Here is an 18,563-nt window from a genome sequence, read left to right as displayed (position 1 = left end):
TTTTCGTGGGTTTGACGGTCACCACGGGCGGGAAGGCGCGCGTGTCGCGGGCGCGCGCCCGCGCGTGTGAGCGCGCAGCACGGCCCGGGTTCCGAGTCCATCGGGCGTGCGCGGGTTACCGGGCGGCATCGCCCGGGCGATAGGGTGTACTTCCGTGGACACGACTTCGCTCATCGGCAAGGAACTCGCCGCCGCCATCAATGCCGACACCAAGGCCCGCGCCGCCGCGCTCACCGAGAACGGGGCCCCGGCTCGCCTGGCACTGGTGATCGCCAATGACGATCCGGCCAGCACCTGGTACGTGAAGTCGCTCAATCGCGCCGCCGAGCGCAATGGAATCACTTGTGAGAACGTCGATCTCGGTGTCGAGGCGACCGCCGAGGAGATTCGCGCCAAGCTCACCGAACTGTCCGCCGACCCGTCCGTGGACGCGATCATGCTGCAGACCCCGCTGCCCAAGGGCGTCGGTCTCGATGATGTGAGTCTGGCGATCGCCGCGGCCAAGGATGTGGACGGCGTCAGCCCGCTCTCGCTGGGTCTGCTCGCCTCCGGCCTGCCGGGCTTCCCGCCCGCCACCTCCGAGGCGGTCGTGGAGCTCGCGAAGTTCCACGGCATTCCGCTGGAAGGCCGCCTGGTGGCGGTGATCGGCCGTTCCAATATCGTCGGTAAGCCGCTGGCTCAGCTGCTACTGGCCGAGAATGCCACCGTCACGGTCGCGCACTCCCGCACCGCCGATCTCCCGGCCGTGACCTCGGCCGCCGATATCGTCGTCGCCGCGGTCGGCCGCGCGGGCCTGGTCACCGCCGAGCACATCCGGGACGGCGCGACGGTCATCGACGTCGGCACCAATGAGGATGAGAACGGCGGAATCACCGGCGATGTGAATGCCGAATCCGTCACCGGCAAGGCAGCGGCCCTGAGCCCGGTTCCCGGTGGCGTCGGTCCCGTCACCACGGCCCTGCTCATGCGTCATGTCGTCCAGGCCGCCGAATCCGCACGCTGATCATTCGTTCGCGTCAGGAGGTGTGGGGGCCTGCCCCCACACCTGTTCCTCCCACTACCAGTGGACGGTGACGGGGTCGCCGAGCGAGACATTGTCGTAGTACCACTCGGCGTCGGCCGGTGCGAGGTTGATGCACCCGTGGCTGACGTTCGAGTTGCCCTGTGAATCCACCGACCACGGGGCGGAGTGTACGTAAACGCCTCCCCACGTGAGCCTTTCGGCGAATTCACCTTGAATCAGATAGCCCTGCGGATCGCTCAGCGGAATGCCGATGGTGCGCGAGTCGAAGGTCACCGAACGATCGTGCGACAGCACCGGGAAGGTGCCCGTCGGGGTCTCCCAGCCGGGTTTGCCCATCGAGGCCGGCATGGTGCGCACCGGTACCCCGCCGATGGAGACGGTGAAGGTGTGCGCGGACATATCCGCGTCCGCCGTTGTGCCGCCGTTGGTTTCGAACTGGGTGTGCAGGCGACCCACCGACACCGTGATAGGCGATGAGGTGGGCAGGTACGCGGCCGGAGTCCAGGTCAACTGTCGGTCGTCTACCCAGGAGAAGTGCCCGGCGAGGGAGGTGTCGGCGCGAACGCTCACGGCCTGTTCGGCGCGAGCGCGATCGGCGACGGGTTCGGTGAAGCGCACCCTGACCGGCGCGGCTATCCCGACCGTTTCACCGGGCCCCGGCGTAATCGCCTGCACCGCCGGGAGATTGGGTGAGACACCCACCGCCCCCGCGGCTCCGGAGCCGAATGCGGCTGCTGCCGCGAGTGTCGATGCGACGAACAGAAGGCGCAATGCTTTCCGCATGGGTCCATCCCTTCGAAAGGGTGTGGTCTGGAGGCTCAGCCTATGACCTGATCATCCCATTCTTCCGGAAATGTTCCCGCTTCGTGACCTAGTTTGCGGCGTGGGAAGTTGGAAACGCCTGATCGAGGGGCTATTTGGTGATCGAGAGCACTACGTCGTTGTGCAGCGCCTCGGCCCGCGCGATGATCTCCTCGATCTGGGTGAGCACCGGAGCGAACTCCGCGCCCGCCCCGGCGTCGAGCGAGGCCACATTGATGGCGATATTGAGCTGCGAACTTGCCGCGGCGGCGCGGGCGGCATCGGCGGCCGCGCCGATATCGGTGACCACGTTCGGATTGCCGATGGGCAGCAATTCGCTTGCGAGCGAGACGACTTCGTCGGCGGCGGCCACCACGGCGGCCGGTACCCGCGCCGCGCCCAGCAGGGCGGCGGTAATGGCCTCGGCGCGCGCGGCCTGCTCCTCGCCGGACTCCTTGGGCAGTTTATAGGCCGCGCCGACCGCGGTGAAGGCGGCGGCATCGGCATCGGCCAGCGCCAGCGCGCGATCACGGGCGATATCGGCCGCCACGATGATGCGATCGATGACCGGCCGGTTCTCGGCGTCCTTGGCGCGGGTGGTGTAGCGCGCCACCATGGCGACCAGCGCGGCCCCCTGCGCGGCGTGCAGCGCGGCCACCGCGCCGCCACCCGGCGCGGGCACCTTGGCGGCCAGCTCATCCAGGTAGCCCTGCAGGGTCGAGTCACCGAAGCTGGTGCCGGTCTGCGCGGCGTCCTGAGTCATGAGGAATGGCCTCCTTGAGAGTGCGTGTGATCGAGCGAGATTCGCCGCTAACGGTACCGGTGCGCGGTGGCTCGGCCGTCGCTGGGCCGTCCGCCGGGTTCGTCCGGACCCGGCCCGTGTGAGCGGGCGTCGAGCAGATCGGTAAGGTCCGGGTCATGCGTATCGGTCTATCGATCAACTACACGGACGGCTTCAAAGAGGTAGCCGCCGAGGTCGCCGACCTCGAACGGGCGGGCCTGGATATCGTCTTCGTGCCCGAGGCGTACTCGTTCGACGCGGTGAGCGCGCTCGGCTATCTGGCCGCCAAGACCGAACGGGTGCAGCTCGCGTCGGGCATTCTGCAGCTGTACACCCGCACGCCCACGCTGACGGCCATGACGGCCGCAGGTCTGGATTACGTCTCGGACGGCCGGTTCATTCTGGGTCTGGGCGCGTCCGGCCCGCAGGTGATCGAGGGCTTCCACGGCGTGCCCTATGACGCGCCGATCGGCCGCACCCGCGAGGCGCTGGAGATCTGCCGCAAGGTGTGGAAGCGCGAACGCCTGGAGTACCAGGGCAAGTACTACAACATTCCGCTGCCCGAGGGGCAGGGCACCGGGCTGGGCAAGCCGCTCAAGCTGATCAATCACCCTGTGCGCGAGAACATTCCGGTGCTGCTCGCGGCGCTGGGCCCGAAGAATGTGGAGCTCGCCGCCGAACTCGCCGAGGGCTGGCAGCCGATCTTCTTCCTGCCGGAGAAGGCCGATGACATCTGGGGTGATTCGCTCAAAGCCGGTCTGGCCAAGCGTGATCCGTCCCTGGGCAAACTCGAGGTGTTCGCCGGGCCCGCGCTCGCCATCGGCGATGACGTGGAGCCGCTGCGCGAATTCGTGAAGCCGCATCTGGCGCTGTACATCGGCGGTATGGGCGCCAAGGGCAAGAACTTCTATCACACCCTGGCCACCAAGTACGGCTACGGCGCCGAGGCCGATCGCATCCAGGAACTGTTCCTGCAGGGCAAAAAGGATGAGGCCGCCAAGGCGGTGCCGGATGATCTGGTGCGCGATGTCTGCCTGATCGGTTCGGCCGGTTTCGTCAAGGAGCGCGTGGCCGCGTTCCGCGAGGCCGGGGTGACCGCGCTCAATGTGGTGCCGCTGGCCGCCACGCCCGCCGATCGGGTCAAGCTGATCGAGCAGCTGCGCGCCATCTGCGACTGATTCCGTACCGACCCCGTACCAGAGCTGAGCCCCGCCGCGACCGTCGCGGCGGGGCTCGATTCGTCTGTGCCCGAACTCGATTCTCGAATGTGCCGGAGCTCAGTTCTCGGTGAGTGCGGTGAGCGCCTGGTCCAGCGTGGAGTGCAGTGCGAACACCTGATCCAGATTGGTCATCTTCAATTGGCGGCTGGTGGCGGGCCCATCGGCGACGACGGCGATACGGGTACCGCCCGCGCGCTGATGGGCGGCAACCAGGGCGGCCATGCCCGCGGAGGCCAGGAAGCTGACCTCGGACAGATCGATGACGAGCGCGCCGGGTTTACCGGACAGTGTCGAATCGATCGCGTTCTCGAGTGCGGGCGCAGTCGCCAGGTCGACCTCACCGATCACCGCGAGGACCGTGGCGCCGTCGTGCACGGTGACCGTGGTGGTCATCGTCTCGCCGGGGGGATACGCGTCTCCGGAGTTAGTGGTCACGTTGGAACAATCTGCCATGATCCGTCCAATCATGTTGCATCGTCTGCGACATCGGTTTCGTTTCAGTTGCCGGATGATCGCGAAATACCCAGCTACCGCACCGTTTCTGCTTGGTCAGGAAGGCAATGGCGCATATGTGCCTTCCATGTTCACACGCGACTGGCCGCCGAGAAAGCGACTGCGGGCAAACGGGAGATCATGCGGACCCGGGTGCCGGGTCCGGCGTGATCGATCTCCAGCTCATCGGTGAGGGCGCGCATCATGGCGATACCGCGGCCGCGATGGCCGGGATCCGAAGGTTGCGGCCGCCAGATACCGGTATCGGTGATGATGAGAGTGACTGCGTCGAGCCCACATTCGGCGGTCAGCTCGACGCGTCCGGAGTCGCCGTTGAGGTAGGCGTGTTCGATGCTGTTGCTCAGTGCCTCATTGGCGGCCGCGATGAGATCGCCCGCCCTGTCATGCGGTATCGCGGCGGCGGCCAGCCAGGATTTGAGTTCGCGGCGCATACGGGACAATTCGCTCGGGGTTGCGGGCACGTCCAGACGCAGCGGTTTGGGCGGCTGGCGGTAGACCACCAGCGCCACGTCATCGTCGTAGCCGCCCGCCGGGCGTAGCCGGGACAGCACCGAATCGGCCACCTCGCGCGGCAATTGTCCAGCGACGCCGGTCAATTCGTCGGCGAGCTCGACGAAGCGATCATCGATATCGACACCGCGCTGTTCGACCAGGCCGTCGGTGAACAGCACCAGGGTGGAGCCGGGGGCCAGCGCGGTGGTGGCCTCGGGACGGCGCGGCGGATCGAAGGTGGCCAGCGGCACCGCCCGCCCGCCTTCGAGAAGCCTTCCGCGCGTACCGGGTTCGGCCAGCACCGGCGGCATATGCCCGGCACTGGAATAGCGCACCAGACCGCGCACGGGATCCAGGATGGCGGCGCAGACGGTGGTGCACATGGCGCCGGGAATGCGGGCGGCGACGGTGTCCAGTTCGGCGAGCAACTGCGCCGGTCCGGCCCCGCGTAGCAGCAATGCGCGTGCGGCGGTGCGCAATTGGCCCATGACGACGGCTGCGGACAGCCCTCGACCGACACAGTCGCCGACCACCACGCCCATGGTGCCGTCCGCCAGGCGCACCACGTCGTACCAGTCGCCGCCGATTTCCAATGGCGGCAGGGCGGGTTCGTAATGCACCGAGAAGCGCGGCGGCAATTCGATCGGGCCGAGCATGGCGCGCTGTAGCGTCAGCGAGGTCGAGCGCGCCTGATCGAAGTTGCGCGCCCGCTGCACCGCCAGGCTCAAATGCCCCACCAGCAGCGAGAACAGCGCCCAATCCTCGGGGGCGATGGCGCGGGGCGTGGCGAATCGCAGCCACAGCGCCGAATCCCCGGCCTCGCCGAGCGGGGCGACAATGCCCTCCGAACTCGACGCGCCCTCGGGAATCGCGAACATGGTGCGGCCGGGCCGCAGTCGCGCCCGATCCAGCAGGGCTCGGGCGCGGGCATCGAGCACCTGCCGGGATTCCCTGCCGCCCAGCGGAATCGGGTCCGCGCTCGCACCGGATCGCAGTGCGATACCTCCGGCGGCGACCGTCTCCAGCTGCGGATTGTCTTCGGAGACATAGAGTTCCGGACCGGTATGGCGATTGGGCCAGACCGATACCACCGCGGATTCCGCGCCGACCGCCCGGCGCAATTCCTCCAGGCCGACGGTGAGCACCTCGACCACGCTGGTGGCCGCGCCGACCGCGGTGGCCAGCCGCGAGACCGCCTGATCGCGGGCCTGGGCGTCGTGTTCGGCGGTCACATCGCGAATGGTGCCGACGAAAATGCGTTCGCCGTTCTCGGGTTTCACCAGTGAACTGGTGGAGACGGCCAGCCAGAGGCGGCGGCCGTCGCGATGGCGAATCGGCATGACGAAGCGCGCGGCGTCGGTGCCCAGATCCGGATAGCGCGGCGCTTCGGCCACGGTCCACGGATGGGGGAGCGGATAGGGCACGCCATCGGGGCCGTACCCGGTGAGCGCGCCGAAGGCCGTATTGACCTCCACCAGCGTGCCATCCGCGTCCACCACGAAGAAACCGTCCTGCAGCGATTCCACCAGCGCGGTGCGGAAGGCGTCGCGGCCCGCGAGATCGTCCGCGCGCGAACGCTGTTGCTCATACCGGCGGGTGCCGTCCAGGAAGCCGCGGGTGGCCACGTCCAGCGCGGCCATGGTCTGCAATAGGAATTCCAGTGCGGCCTCGGCACGTTCGTCATCGCTGACCGGGGCCATGCCCTGCTCTTCCAGAATCCGGAAGTGGTGTTCGGTGAGATCGAGAATGCTCACGCCCTCGACCAGCGCGCGCCGCCCGAGTTCATAGCCTTCGGCCAGGGTGTTCTGATTGGGTGCGCGCAGATGCAGCCGCAGCGCACCGGTGTACGCGTCGCGGAAGGCCGCCAGCGCCGAACTCATGCGTGGTGCTCCGGTGGTGAGTGCAGGGATCGCACCGTATGCCCGCGATGGCGGGCCGCGAGCACGATCGCGTCGTCGGTGTCCTTGGCGTGCCGCGCCAGAATATCGGCGGTGATCTCGGAAGTCGGCTTGGCCAAATCGATTCCGTCGGAGTAGTCGCTGGTGATGCCGTCGGTGGACATGAGCAGTAGATCGCCCGGTCGGATCGGCACGGTCTGCGATTGCAGATTCGGCGGCAGCAGATAGCCGACGATGCCGCCGGACAGCAGGGCCGCCGCGCGAATCGCCGGTTTGCCGGGAGCCGCCGCGACAATGCGGGATTCGACATTGCCGACACCGAGCCAGGTCAGTCGATCACCGGCATCGAAGAGCGCCAGCGATACCGCCGCGCCGCGGGTGTCGGACATGGCGCGATGACACAGCAGAATCAGCACATCCAAAGGCTCGGCGCGGTTTTCGGACAGCACCTGGGCCGCGCGATCGGCCGCGTCCGCCGCCGCCGCGCCGTGTCCGAGTCCGTCCAGGACCGCGAAAAGCACTGAGCCGCCGCCCGCGTCGAGAATGACGGAGCGGTCCCCGGAGACGCGTTGCCCGGGGAGGGCACGCCCGGCGACGGCCCATTCGACCGTGCCGATGAACCCGTCCTCACGCATTGCGCGGCACCCACTTCCACATCTCCACGAGCGTGCCGTGCCCGGGTTTGGAGGTGATGACGAGGCCGTCCATCAGCCGGCGCGCACCCGGAAGACCAAGTCCCAGACCGCGTCCGGTGGAATAGCCGTCTTCCAGCGCGCGATCGATATCGATGATTCCCGGCCCCTGATCCTGGGCCTGCACCACCATCGAGCGGCGGCCTTCCCGTTCGCCGACCGCGAGCCTGATCTCGCCGGTGCCCGCATAACTGGTGATATTGCGCGCCACTTCGGAGATCGCGGTGGCGATCATGGTGCGATCGGATAGCGAGAAGCCGAGAGTGCTTGCCAGCTCCAGCCCCGCCTGCCGAGCGGTCACGATGTCGTTGGACACCTTCACCGCGATCACCATGACTTCAGCGGCCACGATCACGACCGTCTCGCTGGCCCCGATTACTGATCTTGTGGTTGAGCCAGGCCAGCCCTTCCTCCAGATCCAGTGCGGTATGCATACCTTCGAAGGTGAGGCCGAGTTGCACCATCGCGAAAGCGACCTCGGGTTGCAGACCGACGATGACCGTCTCCGCGCCGCGCAGCTTGGTCATGTGGGCGATGGTACGCAGTGATCTCGCGGCAAAGGAGTCCATTACGTCGATTGCGGTGACATCGACGATGATGCCCTGTGCTCGATACTTACTGACGTATTTCATCAGATCGTCTTGCAGGCGTTCGGTATCGGCGTCGGTGAGTGCGGACTGCACCGACGCGATCAGATAGGTGCCTTGCTTCAGAATGGGTACCGGCATGGGCCCTGTCCCGGGTTACCGTCCGTCGCGGTCAGCGGGGACACGCGACACTTCGTAGCCCAGGAGCCGCTCGGCCTCTTCGATACCACCCTGGAGGTCGCCGACCGCGTTCATCTTCGACAGATCCAGGCCGATGGTGACCAGGGTGAGCGCGATCTCCGAGGACAGACCGGTGATGATCACGTTCGCGCCCATCAGGCCGGACGCGTCCACGGTCTGCACCAAGTGGTTGGCGACCGTGGAGTCGATCGCGGGGACACCGGTGATATCGATGACGACGACCTTGGCGCGGTTGGCGCGAATCGCGCGCAGCAGCTGTTCGGTGAGCTGGCGTGCCCGCTGGGAGTCCAGCACGCCGATGATGGGCAGGATGAGCAACTGCTCGCGCACCTGCAACACCGGGGTGGAGAGTTCGCGAATCGCCTCCTGCTGCTGGCGGATAACGCGCTCGCGCTCCTGCACGAAGGAGACGGCCACGGTGTTGGCGATGCGGTTGGCGGCTGGTTCGTACGCGTCCAGCACCCGCTTGAGCAATTCGAAGTCGGTCTGATACTTCTCGAAGAGGCTGCGGGCCAGCACATCTCGAAGCAGTAGCACGATGCCGACGACCTCGTCGGTTTCGACGCCTCGCGGGATGATGCGTTCGGACAGATCACGCGCGTAGGCCTGCAGCGCTTCGACGCTACCGGTTTCGAGCACCTCGACGTAGTTGTCGTAGACCGAGGTCGCTTCGGAGAAGATCTCCTCCGGGGTCATGGCGGTCAGCAGCTGGGCATCGGTGATGCGACGGGCCCACTCCTCGCGCAGTTCGGTGCGGTTCTGCCGCAGGTGTTCGACGAGCTGCGGGAGCAGGTTGTCGACAGAACCCGCGGGCTGCGAATCCGCCGAAAGGCTTATGGACACGTCGGACATGAAAACTCCTGCCCCTTTCGCTAAGGCCAGGTCGGGGTGCACACACTCGAGTCAACTAGCGCGGCGGTCGTTTGCCGACCATGCGCTCGGTGCCGACCGCCGTCGGAAGCCGGTGCCGAGCCTAGTCTTACCCACTACCCCCCGTGTGCCAAACCAAACGCCGGTCGACGGGTATTTTTCGCTCAGATGGGGTTCCTCGTATCGGGTCTTCGGTGGTGCGCCAATAAGGTGTCGTAGATATCGGCCAGCGCGGTGAGCTGCCCGCTGTCCAGCACATCGATCATGTGCCGCCGCACGCTTTCCACATGTGCGGGCGCGGCTCCGGCCAGTACCTGCTCGCCCTTGGCGGTGAGTACGGCGGCGGTGCGCCGGGCATCGTCGGGAATCGATTCGCGGGCCACCAGCCCGCGCTTCTCCATCCGGGTGATCTGATGCGAGAGCCTGCTCTGCGACCATTCCAGCACCCCGGCCAGTTCGGCGAAGCTGCGCCGATGGTCCTGTGCGTCGGCCAGCCGGGCCAGTACCGTGTATTCGACATAGGTCAGATTGGATTCGCGCAGCGAATCCCGCCCGACCGCGGCGGCGATGAGGTCGCGGGTGAACACGAATCCCAGCCACGCACGCGTCTCGACATCGTCGAGCCAACGGGTTTCGGTCACGATTCCACTCCCGGTGTCTGCTGCCATGCTAGATCCTCCCCGCCGCCGACAAGCGCATCATCACAGGTAACACCCCCCGACTTGAAGGTGCAACCTGTGCGGATTCGCACAATCCGCACCGGGATTCACACAAATCCGCACTCGGACATCGCGTCTCGGGCATCGCTAGCCCGCCCCGGGGCCGGGTTGTGCACCCGGCTCGGGTACCGCGCGACGGAGTTCGCCGATTCGCTCGATGCTCGCTCGCGGGGCCGCGGCGAGCATGGCCAGCCGGTCCGCGGTGCGCAGATACGGTTCGGTGTCCGCGGGCAGATCCCGGCAGATCGCCCCGGACAGCTGTTGTGTGCGCACCAATTCGTGCAGCCGGAAATTCCGGAATCGGAGGTATGTAAAGGATTCGCCGGTTCGTGCGGGTCCGCACGCGGCATCGTCGAGCAGTTGTACGGTCACGTGGGGGAGTTCGGCGAGCATGAGCAGATGATCGATCTGCCTGTGCCACAGGGTCGTATCGACGACGGGCCGCAGCAGCGCGGTCTTCTCGACGACGAGCCAGACCGTGGGCGGATGCCGGTCGAAGAGCATCTCCTGGCTGCGCATGCGCAACTCCAGTACCGCGGTCACATCGTCCTCGCACAGCTCTTCCCGGGACATGCGCAGCGCCGCGTCCGCGTACTCGCGGGTCTGCAGCAGCGCCGGGATGACCCCGTGCTCATAGCCGCGGACGAGTTGCAGCGGCACGTCACCGAGCAGCGCGTCCAGTCCGGAGTCGGCGTCCGTATCGTCATAATCCGGCCAGCTCGGGCCGTTGACCCGCTGTGCCCAGGTCAGATAGCGCTGCCGGGCGGCGGCGGGGACGCCGTAGAGGTCGAGCAGGACCGCGGCGTCGTCCTCATGCCAGTGGGTGCGCCCCGATTCGAGGCGGCTGATCTTGGAGGCGTCGGCGTGGATGGCCCTACCCGCGGTCCGCTGGGTGATATCGCCGGCTTCGCGTAGTCGCCGGAAGCGGTCGCCCAGGATGGCGGGCAAAGGCCTTCGCCTGCTGATGGTTTGGTGTCGATCGGTGTTCTCGGCTCGGCGTTCCCGAGCCCCGCGTGGAATAGCCACGGACCGAGTCTGACAGCGCGGGGCGGGGCGGGAAACGGTCTCAGCAAACTTCGTGTGTGCAAATGCAAGTGCAAATGCGATCCCACGGGCGATATTTCCGGTTAGGACTGCCTGCGCGGAGGCGGTACCGGGGCGGTGGATAAAGTCTCTGTGCTTGAACCGTCGGCTGGACAGCCCCCAGCCCTGCTCGAGGAGTGCGAACCTTGACCGCGCCTGATTTCCTGTATTCGGATCTGCTGCCGATCGGTGCCGATGAGACGCCGTATCGGTTGCTGACGACCGAGGGGGTCAGCACGTTCGAGGTGAACGGGCGCACCTTCCTGCAGGTGGAGCCCGAGGTGCTGCGCATGCTGACCGCGGAGGCGATGCATGACATCAGCCACTACCTGCGGCCCGCGCACCTGGCACAGCTTCGCAAGATCATCGATGATCCGGAGTCCAGCGGTAACGACCGGTTCGTGGCCCTGGATCTGCTCAAGAACGTGAACATCTCCGCGGGCGGGATCCTGCCCATGTGCCAGGACACCGGCACCGCCATCGTGATGGGCAAGAAGTCCGAGGGCGTGCTCACCGGCGCGGACGACGCGGAGTGGATCTCGCGCGGTGTGTTCGACGCCTACACCAAGCTGAACCTGCGCTACTCCCAGCTCGCGCCCATCAATATGTGGGATGAGAAGAACACCGGCAACAATCTGCCCGCGCAGGTCGAGTTGTATTCGGCCGCAGGCGATCCCGCCAAGCCCTCATACAAGTTCCTGTACATGGCCAAGGGCGGCGGTTCGGCCAACAAGTCCTTCCTGTTCCAGGAGACCAAGGCGATCCTGAACCCGGATCGCATGCTGGAATTCCTGGACGAGAAGATCCGCTCGCTCGGCACCGCGGCCTGCCCGCCGTACCACCTGGCGGTCGTCATCGGCGGCACCAGCGCCGAATTCGCTTTGAAGACAGCGAAATACGCCTCCGCGCACTATCTGGACAATATGCCGACCGAGGGCTCGATGTCCGCGCACGGCTTCCGTGATCTGGAGCTCGAGGAGCAGGTCTTCAAGCTGACCCAGTCCTTCGGGATCGGCGCGCAGTTCGGCGGTAAGTACTTCTGCCATGACGTGCGCGTCATCCGCCTGCCCCGGCACGGTGCGTCGCTGCCGGTCGCCATCGCGGTGTCCTGTTCGGCGGATCGCCAGGCGCTGGCCAAGATCACCCCCGAGGGCGTGTTCCTGGAGCAGCTCGAGCGGGAACCGGCGCAGTACCTGCCGGAGCAGACCGATGCCATCCTGGGCGGTGACGTGGTCAAGATCGACCTGAACCGGCCGATGTCCGAGATCCGCGACGAACTGTCCAAATACCCTGTGAAGACCCGGCTTTCGCTGACCGGCCCGCTGGTCGTGGCGCGCGATATCGCGCATGCCAAGATCAAGGAGCGCCTGGACGCGGGCGAGCCGATGCCGCAGTACATGCGCGATATGGCCGTGTACTACGCCGGTCCGGCCAAGACCCCCGACGGGTACGCCTCGGGGTCGTTCGGCCCGACCACCGCCGGTCGCATGGACTCCTACGTCGATCAGTTCCAGGCCGCGGGTGGCTCACATGTCATGCTGGCCAAGGGCAATCGTTCCGCACAGGTCACCAAGGCGTGCAACGCACACGGCGGCTTCTATCTCGGCTCGATCGGCGGACCCGCGGCGCGACTCGCCCTCGACTGCATAAAATCCGTCGAAGTTCTCGAATACCCTGAGCTCGGCATGGAAGCCGTCTGGAAGATCGAGGTCGAGGATTTCCCGGCCTTCATCGTGGTCGATGACAAGGGCAACGACTTCTTCGCCGAAACCTCCAAGCCGATCGCGCTGCGTGTCCGCGAGCGGTCCAAGGAACGAATCTGAACGAGGAAGAGGGCCGTATGCGCGCTGAGCGCCGCGACGACAATCCGGTATGCGAGCCGGAAAAGCTTGCATACCGGGCGAATCCGGCAATCAGCCGCGGTACCCGCAGAGCCGCCGCGGTCTCGCTGATCGCGGGGGCGGGCCTGTTCGTCGCGGGTCTGCCATCGGCATCGCCGTCCGCGCATGCCGCTCCCGCGATCGCCGCGCCCGGGGAGATCATCGATCTGCCCGCGAGTCCGCTGCCGGGGAACGTGTTCGGCGTACCCCCGCTGCCGTCCGCCTCGGCCATCTCCGCCGAGACCGAGGGCCTGGACCCGCTGCTGGCCTCGGCGTACTCCTCGGCCGCCGCACAGGCGCGCGAGGAGGGCGTGACCATCTGGATCACCTCCGGCTACCGCTCGCCCGCCGAACAGCAGGCCATGTGGGAGGACGGAATTCGCACCTACGGCAGTCCGGAGGCGGCCCGCCAGTGGGTGCTCCCGCCCGAGGAATCCACGCACGTCTCCGGCCAGGCCATCGATGTCGGCCCGCGCGCGGGCGCGCAATGGCTCGAGGACAATGGCAACCGCTGGGGGCTGTGCCGCACGTACGACAATGAGTGGTGGCACTTCGAGTTGGTCACCGTGCCCGGAATGTCCTGCCCCGCACGACTACCCAATGCGAGCATGCGCTGAAAAGACCGGACACCCTGTTGTCCGCTCATTCACCGCTGTGCGCTCGCCGCTGATTCGGCATCCTGGGGTTCGGCACATTTCTAGCTACGGAGGCAATGGGTGGTCCGGCAACAGCAACATACGAGGCACGGCAGCATCGGCAGGCAGCGCCCACCCGTTCGAGCCCACCGCCTCACCCATCCGGTCCGCACCCCGTACCCCACCGCTCGCGAATCGGTGATGGCCCCCGGCTGGTTGCTGTTCGAACTCCCCACCGCCGTGCTGCTGGCCATCTTCGTGGGCACCGGCTGGCTCGGCTACGCCCAGCACTCGGGCACTCCCGCCCAGCCGCGTCCGGCGGTGGTGGTCCCGGCCGACCATCCGATCCCGGGTCGCTGAACAACACCGGGACGCAGTCGATATCACGCGCAGAGGCGGGGAAGCCGTTGTGCGGGAAAATGATCGGCGAGGTCGGCGTTTATGCGCGAGCCGAGGAGCGCGCACAGGCGGGTGACGGCGTGCCGCGGGTCGAGATCCCAGACCCGCAGTGCGCCATTGTCGCCGCCGCCGAACAGGTAGTTCGCCTTCGGATGGAAGGCGACGTGCCAGGGGCTGGCCGACGGCGGGGTCAGCGATTGGCCGTAGGCCACCGGATGCGCCGGATCGGCGAAATTCCAGAGCCGGACGGTGGAATCGGTGCCGCCGGTGGCGAGCAGGCGGCCATCGGCGCTGAGATCCAGTGCGGTGACGGTGATCTCACTGGCTCGGAAGGGTTCGCCGATCGGTTCGATGTGCGCCGGATCGCTGATATCCCAGCGCCGCACCAGGCCGAAATCGCCCGCCGCGACGGCGATTCGATGATCGGGACTGATCGCGAGTCCCAAACCGCCGCCGGACCAGTCGGCCCCCGTTGCGCCCAGCGGTGGTCCCAGCTTGCGGATATCGGCGTCCCACAGCATCAGCTTGTCGGTCAACGCCGCGATCAGTTCGCCGTCCCGGGTCATCGACACCTGTGCGCCGGTCGAGGCGACCTTCGACGAGATCTGCACCTGCACGGGTAATCCCAACGGCACCGGATGTGCCGGATCGGCGTAATTCCACGCCTGGAAGCTCGGCGGAGTCGCCGATATCGTGAGCAGCAGCGGCCGGTCCACGGCGAATCCCAGTCCGATGGCATTGGAAAACCGGTATCCCGCACGCGGTTTCGCGGGATCGGAGATATCGACGAGCGTCATCGCGCCGTCCATGACCAGACCGGCGAACTTACCGTCGGAGCTGACCGAGGGCAGCGTGGTCACCGCCAGACCGGGCAACCGGACATCGGGCGTGGGGATGGTCCCGGCCAATCGCACGGCCGCCGGATCGTGGATATCCCAGATATGCGCGTCCGCACCGGGCGCGACGGTCAGCATGCGGGTGCCGTCGGCGCTGATCACCGGTCGTACCTGCCCGGCTTGGCCGCCGAGCACGGCGGGCGGCACCAGCCACTGCTGCACGGCCCCGTCCTCGAATCCGATGGCGAGCACCCGTCCGTCATGGCTGAATCGCAGGGCCCCCGGGATCGCGGTGCAGCGATGTTCGGCCGGTATCCGGGGACAGGCGGCCGCATTGCCGGTGAGCAGTGGGCCGAGCGCCACCGGGCGGGCCGGATCGGAGAGGTTCCACAGCCCGGTGCCGAAGGCGGTCAAGGTGGCCAGGGTGCGCCCGTCCGGGCTGAAGGCCATACCGAGCAGATAGGTCGCCGAGGACGCGGCGAACGATGGGCCGACCGGGGTGGTGCGGTCGGCGCCGTCGACGCGGATGAGCCGCACCTCGCTGTCGACCGCCGCAGCGCTGCCGGGCCGATCGTCGGCGATGGCGACGAGATTGCCCGCCGGGCTCGGCATCATCCGCAGATCGGCGGATTGCGCGAGCACCGTGCTGTTCGGAATGCCCTGTGCCGGAGCGGTATTCCAGGCCCGCAGGGTGCGCGTCTGCGCCGCGGCGTTGGGCGTCACCCGATCGACGGTCAGCAGGGTGCGGTCATCACTGACGAAGCCGAGGGTGGTCAGCCTGCCGTCGACGGGGAACCGGATCGGCAGGCGGGCGGGGCGCGCGGGATCGGTGAGGTCGTACAGATCGGCCCCGTGCTCATCGGCGACCGCGAGGGTGTGGCCGTCGTGTGCCAGCGCCAGGGCCGTGATCGGAGCGCCGGTATCGATGACGGCCGATATCCGCGATCGGGCCGGATCGGAGATATCGCGGATGCGCACGGTGTGGTCATCACCGCCGGAGATCAGCAGTGTCCCGAGCGCGGCCAGTGCGGTCACGGTGCCGGTGTGATCGGTGATCGCCGGTCCGGCCGGGGTGACCGCGCCCGGACTCGCGGTATTCCAGAGCCGGATGGATCGATCGGCTCCCGCTGTCGCGAGTACATCACCGTCCGCGTACGCCAGCATCGACACCGGACCGGTATCGGCGGTGAACGCGGCGACGGCGGGCAGGCTCTGGGTGCCGATCAGCCGGGATGCCACATCGAGATCGTCGGGTCGCAGTCCGGCGGCCAGGATGGCGAGTTCGGCGGAGAGGGTCGGATCGCTGCTCTGCACCCGGCTCGCCTCGCTGAGCACGTTCGCGAAGAATCCGGCGTCCTTCTCGCGGTTGGCGATTCGGGTATTGGTGAAACCGGTCAGCGCCGCCACGAGCAGGATGGCCAGCGTGCCCGCGAGTCCGGCCTGCATCCAGATGCGCTGTCGCCGTGCGCGAATCGCGGCACCCAGGAATTCGCCGGTCTGCCCGGCCACGGTCCGGCCGTGCGCCCGCGCCCGGGTGAGCCGATCGCCCCGATACAGCAGCGCGCGGGTGCGTCCGGCGGAAACCCATTCCGCCGCATCGGTTTCGGCGCGCTGCCGGATGAGATGCCCGTCCCGGTCGGCGTCGATCCAGCCGCGCAGTTCGGGCCAGGCGTCGATCACGATCTCATGGGTGAGCGCGGCGGTATCGGTGTCGAGGGTGATCAGCCGGGCACTGGCCAGCTGTTCGAGCGCATCGGCCGCGGCGTCGGGATCATCGGTGTGGGTGAGCAATTCGGTGATCGGCAGGTGCCTGCGGGTATCGCGGGTGTCCTGCCCGACGGTGACCAGGCGCAGCAGGATGGATCTGGCGGCCTCCTGTCCGGCCGCGTCCAGCCGGGCCCACGCCTCCTGGGCGGTCTGCGCGACCGAACCGGCGACACCGCCCGCTTCCCGATAACTCGCCAGGGTGAGCCGGTTACCGTCCCCGCGCTGCCAGGTGACGGCCATGACGTGTGATAGCAGCGGGAGGGCCCCGGAACCGTCGGTATGGCCGCCGAGCCCGACCAGTTCGGCGCTGATCAATTCGACCAGGCCGCTCTCGATCTTGAGTCCGTGCGCGCGGGCGGGCCGGGTGATCGCCTCGGTGAGTTCGGTCGCCAGCATCGGGGCCAGCACGTACGCGCTACGGCCCAGCGCATCGGCGAGTGCGGGATGATCCAGGCAGCGGGCGAAGAAGTCGGCGCGCAGCCCGAGCACCACGGTCGCGCCGGATTCCGCGCGCCGGGTGAGGGTTTCGATGAACTCGAGCTGTTCGGCAGCGGTCGCGGACTGGGTGAACAGCTCCTCGAACTGGTCGATGATCAGCGCGCTGTGGTCCGCCGGCAGATCCGCCATATCGGGTGGGGCACTCGGGGTTCCGGTGCGAACCGTCCAGTCCGGCCCGAGCCCGGGAATGAGCCCGGCGGCGAGCAGCGATGATTTGCCCGCGCCCGACGCGCCGACCAGGATGACGATCCCGCCGCCGGTATCACCGGTCTTTCGCACCAGCGCGACGAGTTCGGCCGAGGGCCGATCCCGCCCGAAGAACAGTGCGGCGTTCTCGGTGCGATAGGACTCCAGGCCGCGATACGGGCAATCCGAGACCGGCGTCCACGCCACCGCGCTCACCCAGAGTTGCCGCCAGCGGGTCGAATCCAGCAGTTGCGCCGGAACCGGTTCGGACTTCTGCTTGGTCATCTCGATGAGCACGAACAGCACCGGCCGCACCGATTCGAAGACCGCGGGCAGATTGCGGCCCTTGCGCCAATCGCTGATGCGCTGCACGGTGAGCCGTTTGGCGTTCTCACCGCGACTCGATCGCATGACGCGGTTCGCGGCATCGGCGACGGCCTGCAGGGTCGGATTGCCCGCGTACCGCCAGAGACTGGTCAGCTGCTGTGCGAACACCTCGCGCGGTAGTTCGTTGCCGGGTAGCGGACCGGTGTCATCGGTCATGAGCCGATTGCCTCCCATTGTGCTGTGCCGGAGGCGTTCTCCGGCCCGAAGGAGTATGGAACGCGGGTCGGCGCGGTGCGCGGGGTGGTGCCTCGGTCGGTCGGCTCAGTCGGCCGAGTCGACGGGCAGCGGCGTCAATCCGGCCGCGGCCGGGACGATCAGCGATGCGGTTCCGCAGTGACCGGACGCGGCGGTACCGGTGATGTTCGCGGCGGTCGCGGTCATGGTGGCGGCGGTCTCGGCGATGCTCGCGGTGACGGTGTCCAGGATGCTCGCGGTGGCGACGACCGGATCGCGGTCTCGGGCGAAGAACGCGTACCGGGTCGAGACCGCGCCGATGGCCTGCCGGTCCGCCGCGCCCATCCCGAAGCTGACCACTTCCGCACCGTGCGGATCGGCCGGATCGGTCAGCCGCTCCCAGTCGGCCCGCCAATCCGCGCCGGTGTCACCGCCGTCGCTGAGGAAGTAGACCACCGGGCGGGATACGCCGATCCCCGTGTCCCGTGCGCGGATTCCGTCCGCGAGGGTCGTGCGCGCCCGATGAAAGGCGGCCCGGAAATTGGTCGCGCCGCCCGCCTGGAGGAACGGAATGCGCGCCCGGGGGAGTTCGGTCAGCGGCAGGACGGTGTGCGCGTCGGAGGCGAACGCGATCAACGCCAACCGCACTCGCGTGCGCGCCCCGGGATCGGCCAGCAGTGCGCGCCGCACCCCGGGCAGCAGTCGATTCACCGCGTCGATCGGTGGTCCGTACATGGAGCCGGAGACGTCGATCAGCAGGCAGACCGGCAAGACCGGCGGCTCGATTCGAACGGGATGAGTGGATGCGCCCCCCACGGGTCACCTTTCGGCCGGGCGAAACCGGCGGTGCGGCAACGCGTCTGGAACTGCGTCGACGATAGATTCGGGGCCGGGTGAAGACGTGGCTTTCTCCCGCGCGG

17 protein-coding genes are annotated in these 18,563 nt (G+C 67.5%); 5 read left to right on the top strand and 12 right to left on the bottom strand.

The features are described 5' to 3' along the window. The first annotated feature begins 154 nt into the window (after window positions 1-154). Window positions 155-1,003, top strand: a complete 849-nt coding sequence (locus tag ACFC4D_RS01980; protein ID WP_375967627.1) for a bifunctional 5,10-methylenetetrahydrofolate dehydrogenase/5,10-methenyltetrahydrofolate cyclohydrolase — start codon at window positions 155-157, stop codon at window positions 1,001-1,003. 54 nt (window positions 1,004-1,057) lie between these two features. Here ACFC4D_RS01980 and ACFC4D_RS01975 read toward each other — a convergent pair whose 3' ends face one another. Both ACFC4D_RS01975 and ACFC4D_RS01970 read right to left on the bottom strand, forming a co-directional pair. Continuing rightward, window positions 1,058-1,807, bottom strand: a complete 750-nt coding sequence (locus tag ACFC4D_RS01975) for a L,D-transpeptidase family protein (protein ID WP_376061255.1) — start codon at window positions 1,805-1,807, stop codon at window positions 1,058-1,060. 130 nt (window positions 1,808-1,937) lie between these two features. Beyond that, window positions 1,938-2,588 carry a cyclodeaminase/cyclohydrolase family protein gene (locus ACFC4D_RS01970; protein ID WP_375967623.1) on the bottom strand — a complete coding sequence of 217 codons (651 nt, stop codon included), beginning with the start codon at window positions 2,586-2,588 and terminating at the stop codon, window positions 1,938-1,940. Between the two features lie 155 nt (window positions 2,589-2,743). Between ACFC4D_RS01970 and ACFC4D_RS01965 the strand changes: the two genes are divergently transcribed. Next, window positions 2,744-3,784: an LLM class F420-dependent oxidoreductase gene (locus ACFC4D_RS01965; RefSeq protein WP_375967621.1), complete on the top strand. Its 1,041-nt coding sequence runs from the start codon at window positions 2,744-2,746 to the stop codon at window positions 3,782-3,784. A gap of 99 nt (window positions 3,785-3,883) precedes the next feature. On the opposite strand, the gene ACFC4D_RS01960 is transcribed toward ACFC4D_RS01965, so the two are convergent. From ACFC4D_RS01960 to ACFC4D_RS01925, 8 genes are all read right to left on the bottom strand, one after another. Beyond that, window positions 3,884-4,219 carry an STAS domain-containing protein gene (locus ACFC4D_RS01960; protein ID WP_364635985.1) on the bottom strand — a complete coding sequence of 112 codons (336 nt, stop codon included), beginning with the start codon at window positions 4,217-4,219 and terminating at the stop codon, window positions 3,884-3,886. A 191-nt stretch (window positions 4,220-4,410) separates the two neighbouring features. Beyond that, window positions 4,411-6,711, bottom strand: coding sequence for a SpoIIE family protein phosphatase (locus ACFC4D_RS01955; RefSeq protein WP_376061253.1), 2,301 nt, complete (start codon window positions 6,709-6,711; stop codon window positions 4,411-4,413). Further along, complete coding sequence (locus tag ACFC4D_RS01950) at window positions 6,708-7,364, bottom strand: SpoIIE family protein phosphatase (RefSeq protein WP_375967617.1); 657 nt, start codon at window positions 7,362-7,364, stop codon at window positions 6,708-6,710. Before ACFC4D_RS01950 ends, ACFC4D_RS01955 begins: the two co-directional genes overlap by 4 nt. Continuing rightward, a complete protein-coding gene (locus ACFC4D_RS01945; protein ID WP_364633863.1) occupies window positions 7,357-7,770 on the bottom strand; it encodes an ATP-binding protein in 414 nt (137 codons plus the stop codon). Before ACFC4D_RS01945 ends, ACFC4D_RS01950 begins: the two co-directional genes overlap by 8 nt. Beyond that, window positions 7,760-8,149, bottom strand: a complete 390-nt coding sequence (locus ACFC4D_RS01940) for an STAS domain-containing protein (protein WP_364633865.1) — start codon at window positions 8,147-8,149, stop codon at window positions 7,760-7,762. Before ACFC4D_RS01940 ends, ACFC4D_RS01945 begins: the two co-directional genes overlap by 11 nt. 15 nt (window positions 8,150-8,164) lie before the next feature. Next, on the bottom strand, window positions 8,165-9,061 hold the full coding sequence (locus ACFC4D_RS01935; RefSeq protein WP_364633867.1) for an STAS domain-containing protein: 897 nt from the start codon (window positions 9,059-9,061) through the stop codon (window positions 8,165-8,167). Window positions 9,062-9,243: 182 nt separating this feature from the next. Beyond that, the gene (locus ACFC4D_RS01930) at window positions 9,244-9,747 is read right to left on the bottom strand and encodes a MarR family winged helix-turn-helix transcriptional regulator (RefSeq protein WP_364633869.1); all 504 of its coding nucleotides are present in this window, start codon (window positions 9,745-9,747) and stop codon (window positions 9,244-9,246) included. 138 nt (window positions 9,748-9,885) lie between these two features. Further along, entirely contained in the window at window positions 9,886-10,746 is an 861-nt protein-coding gene (locus ACFC4D_RS01925) for a helix-turn-helix domain-containing protein (RefSeq protein WP_376061252.1), read from the bottom strand. Between the two features lie 281 nt (window positions 10,747-11,027). Between ACFC4D_RS01925 and ACFC4D_RS01920 the strand changes: the two genes are divergently transcribed. The 3 genes from ACFC4D_RS01920 (at window position 11,028) to ACFC4D_RS01910 (ending at window position 13,756) form a co-directional block, all read left to right on the top strand. Next, window positions 11,028-12,704, top strand: coding sequence for a fumarate hydratase (locus tag ACFC4D_RS01920; protein ID WP_375967613.1), 1,677 nt, complete (start codon window positions 11,028-11,030; stop codon window positions 12,702-12,704). A gap of 251 nt (window positions 12,705-12,955) precedes the next feature. After that, window positions 12,956-13,378: a M15 family metallopeptidase gene (locus tag ACFC4D_RS01915; protein ID WP_364635988.1), complete on the top strand. Its 423-nt coding sequence runs from the start codon at window positions 12,956-12,958 to the stop codon at window positions 13,376-13,378. A gap of 99 nt (window positions 13,379-13,477) precedes the next feature. Beyond that, entirely contained in the window at window positions 13,478-13,756 is a 279-nt protein-coding gene (locus ACFC4D_RS01910; protein ID WP_364633875.1) for a hypothetical protein, read from the top strand. A 23-nt stretch (window positions 13,757-13,779) separates the two neighbouring features. Here ACFC4D_RS01910 and ACFC4D_RS01905 read toward each other — a convergent pair whose 3' ends face one another. Beyond that, entirely contained in the window at window positions 13,780-17,625 is a 3,846-nt protein-coding gene (locus tag ACFC4D_RS01905; protein ID WP_376061251.1) for an NACHT and WD repeat domain-containing protein, read from the bottom strand. A gap of 105 nt (window positions 17,626-17,730) precedes the next feature. Beyond that, window positions 17,731-18,459: a VWA domain-containing protein gene (locus tag ACFC4D_RS01900; protein ID WP_376061249.1), complete on the bottom strand. Its 729-nt coding sequence runs from the start codon at window positions 18,457-18,459 to the stop codon at window positions 17,731-17,733. Between the last annotated feature and the right edge of the window lie 104 nt (window positions 18,460-18,563).

The organism is Nocardia sp. NPDC056000, assembly GCF_042269265.1.
Classification (GTDB): Bacteria; Actinomycetota; Actinomycetes; order Mycobacteriales; family Mycobacteriaceae; genus Nocardia.
Note: the sequence above shows the minus strand (reverse complement) of the source record. Positions and strands in the feature narration are given on the sequence as shown.

Bases quoted from the DNA above. Each gene is read 5' to 3' on its own strand.
- ACFC4D_RS01975 (WP_376061255.1), bottom strand. From the start codon at position 1,807: ATGCGGAAAGCATTGCGCCTTCTGTTCGTCGCATCGACACTCGCGGCA.
- ACFC4D_RS01970 (WP_375967623.1), bottom strand. From the start codon at position 2,588: ATGACTCAGGACGCCGCGCAGACCGGCACCAGCTTCGGTGACTCGACC.
- ACFC4D_RS01965 (WP_375967621.1), top strand. From the start codon at position 2,744: ATGCGTATCGGTCTATCGATCAACTACACGGACGGCTTCAAAGAGGTA.
- ACFC4D_RS01960 (WP_364635985.1), bottom strand. From the start codon at position 4,219: ATGACCACCACGGTCACCGTGCACGACGGCGCCACGGTCCTCGCGGTG.
- ACFC4D_RS01955 (WP_376061253.1), bottom strand. From the start codon at position 6,711: ATGAGTTCGGCGCTGGCGGCCTTCCGCGACGCGTACACCGGTGCGCTG.
- ACFC4D_RS01950 (WP_375967617.1), bottom strand. From the start codon at position 7,364: ATGCGTGAGGACGGGTTCATCGGCACGGTCGAATGGGCCGTCGCCGGG.
- ACFC4D_RS01940 (WP_364633865.1), bottom strand. From the start codon at position 8,149: ATGCCGGTACCCATTCTGAAGCAAGGCACCTATCTGATCGCGTCGGTG.
- ACFC4D_RS01935 (WP_364633867.1), bottom strand. From the start codon at position 9,061: ATGTCCGACGTGTCCATAAGCCTTTCGGCGGATTCGCAGCCCGCGGGT.
- ACFC4D_RS01930 (WP_364633869.1), bottom strand. From the start codon at position 9,747: ATGGCAGCAGACACCGGGAGTGGAATCGTGACCGAAACCCGTTGGCTC.
- ACFC4D_RS01905 (WP_376061251.1), bottom strand. From the start codon at position 17,625: ATGACCGATGACACCGGTCCGCTACCCGGCAACGAACTACCGCGCGAG.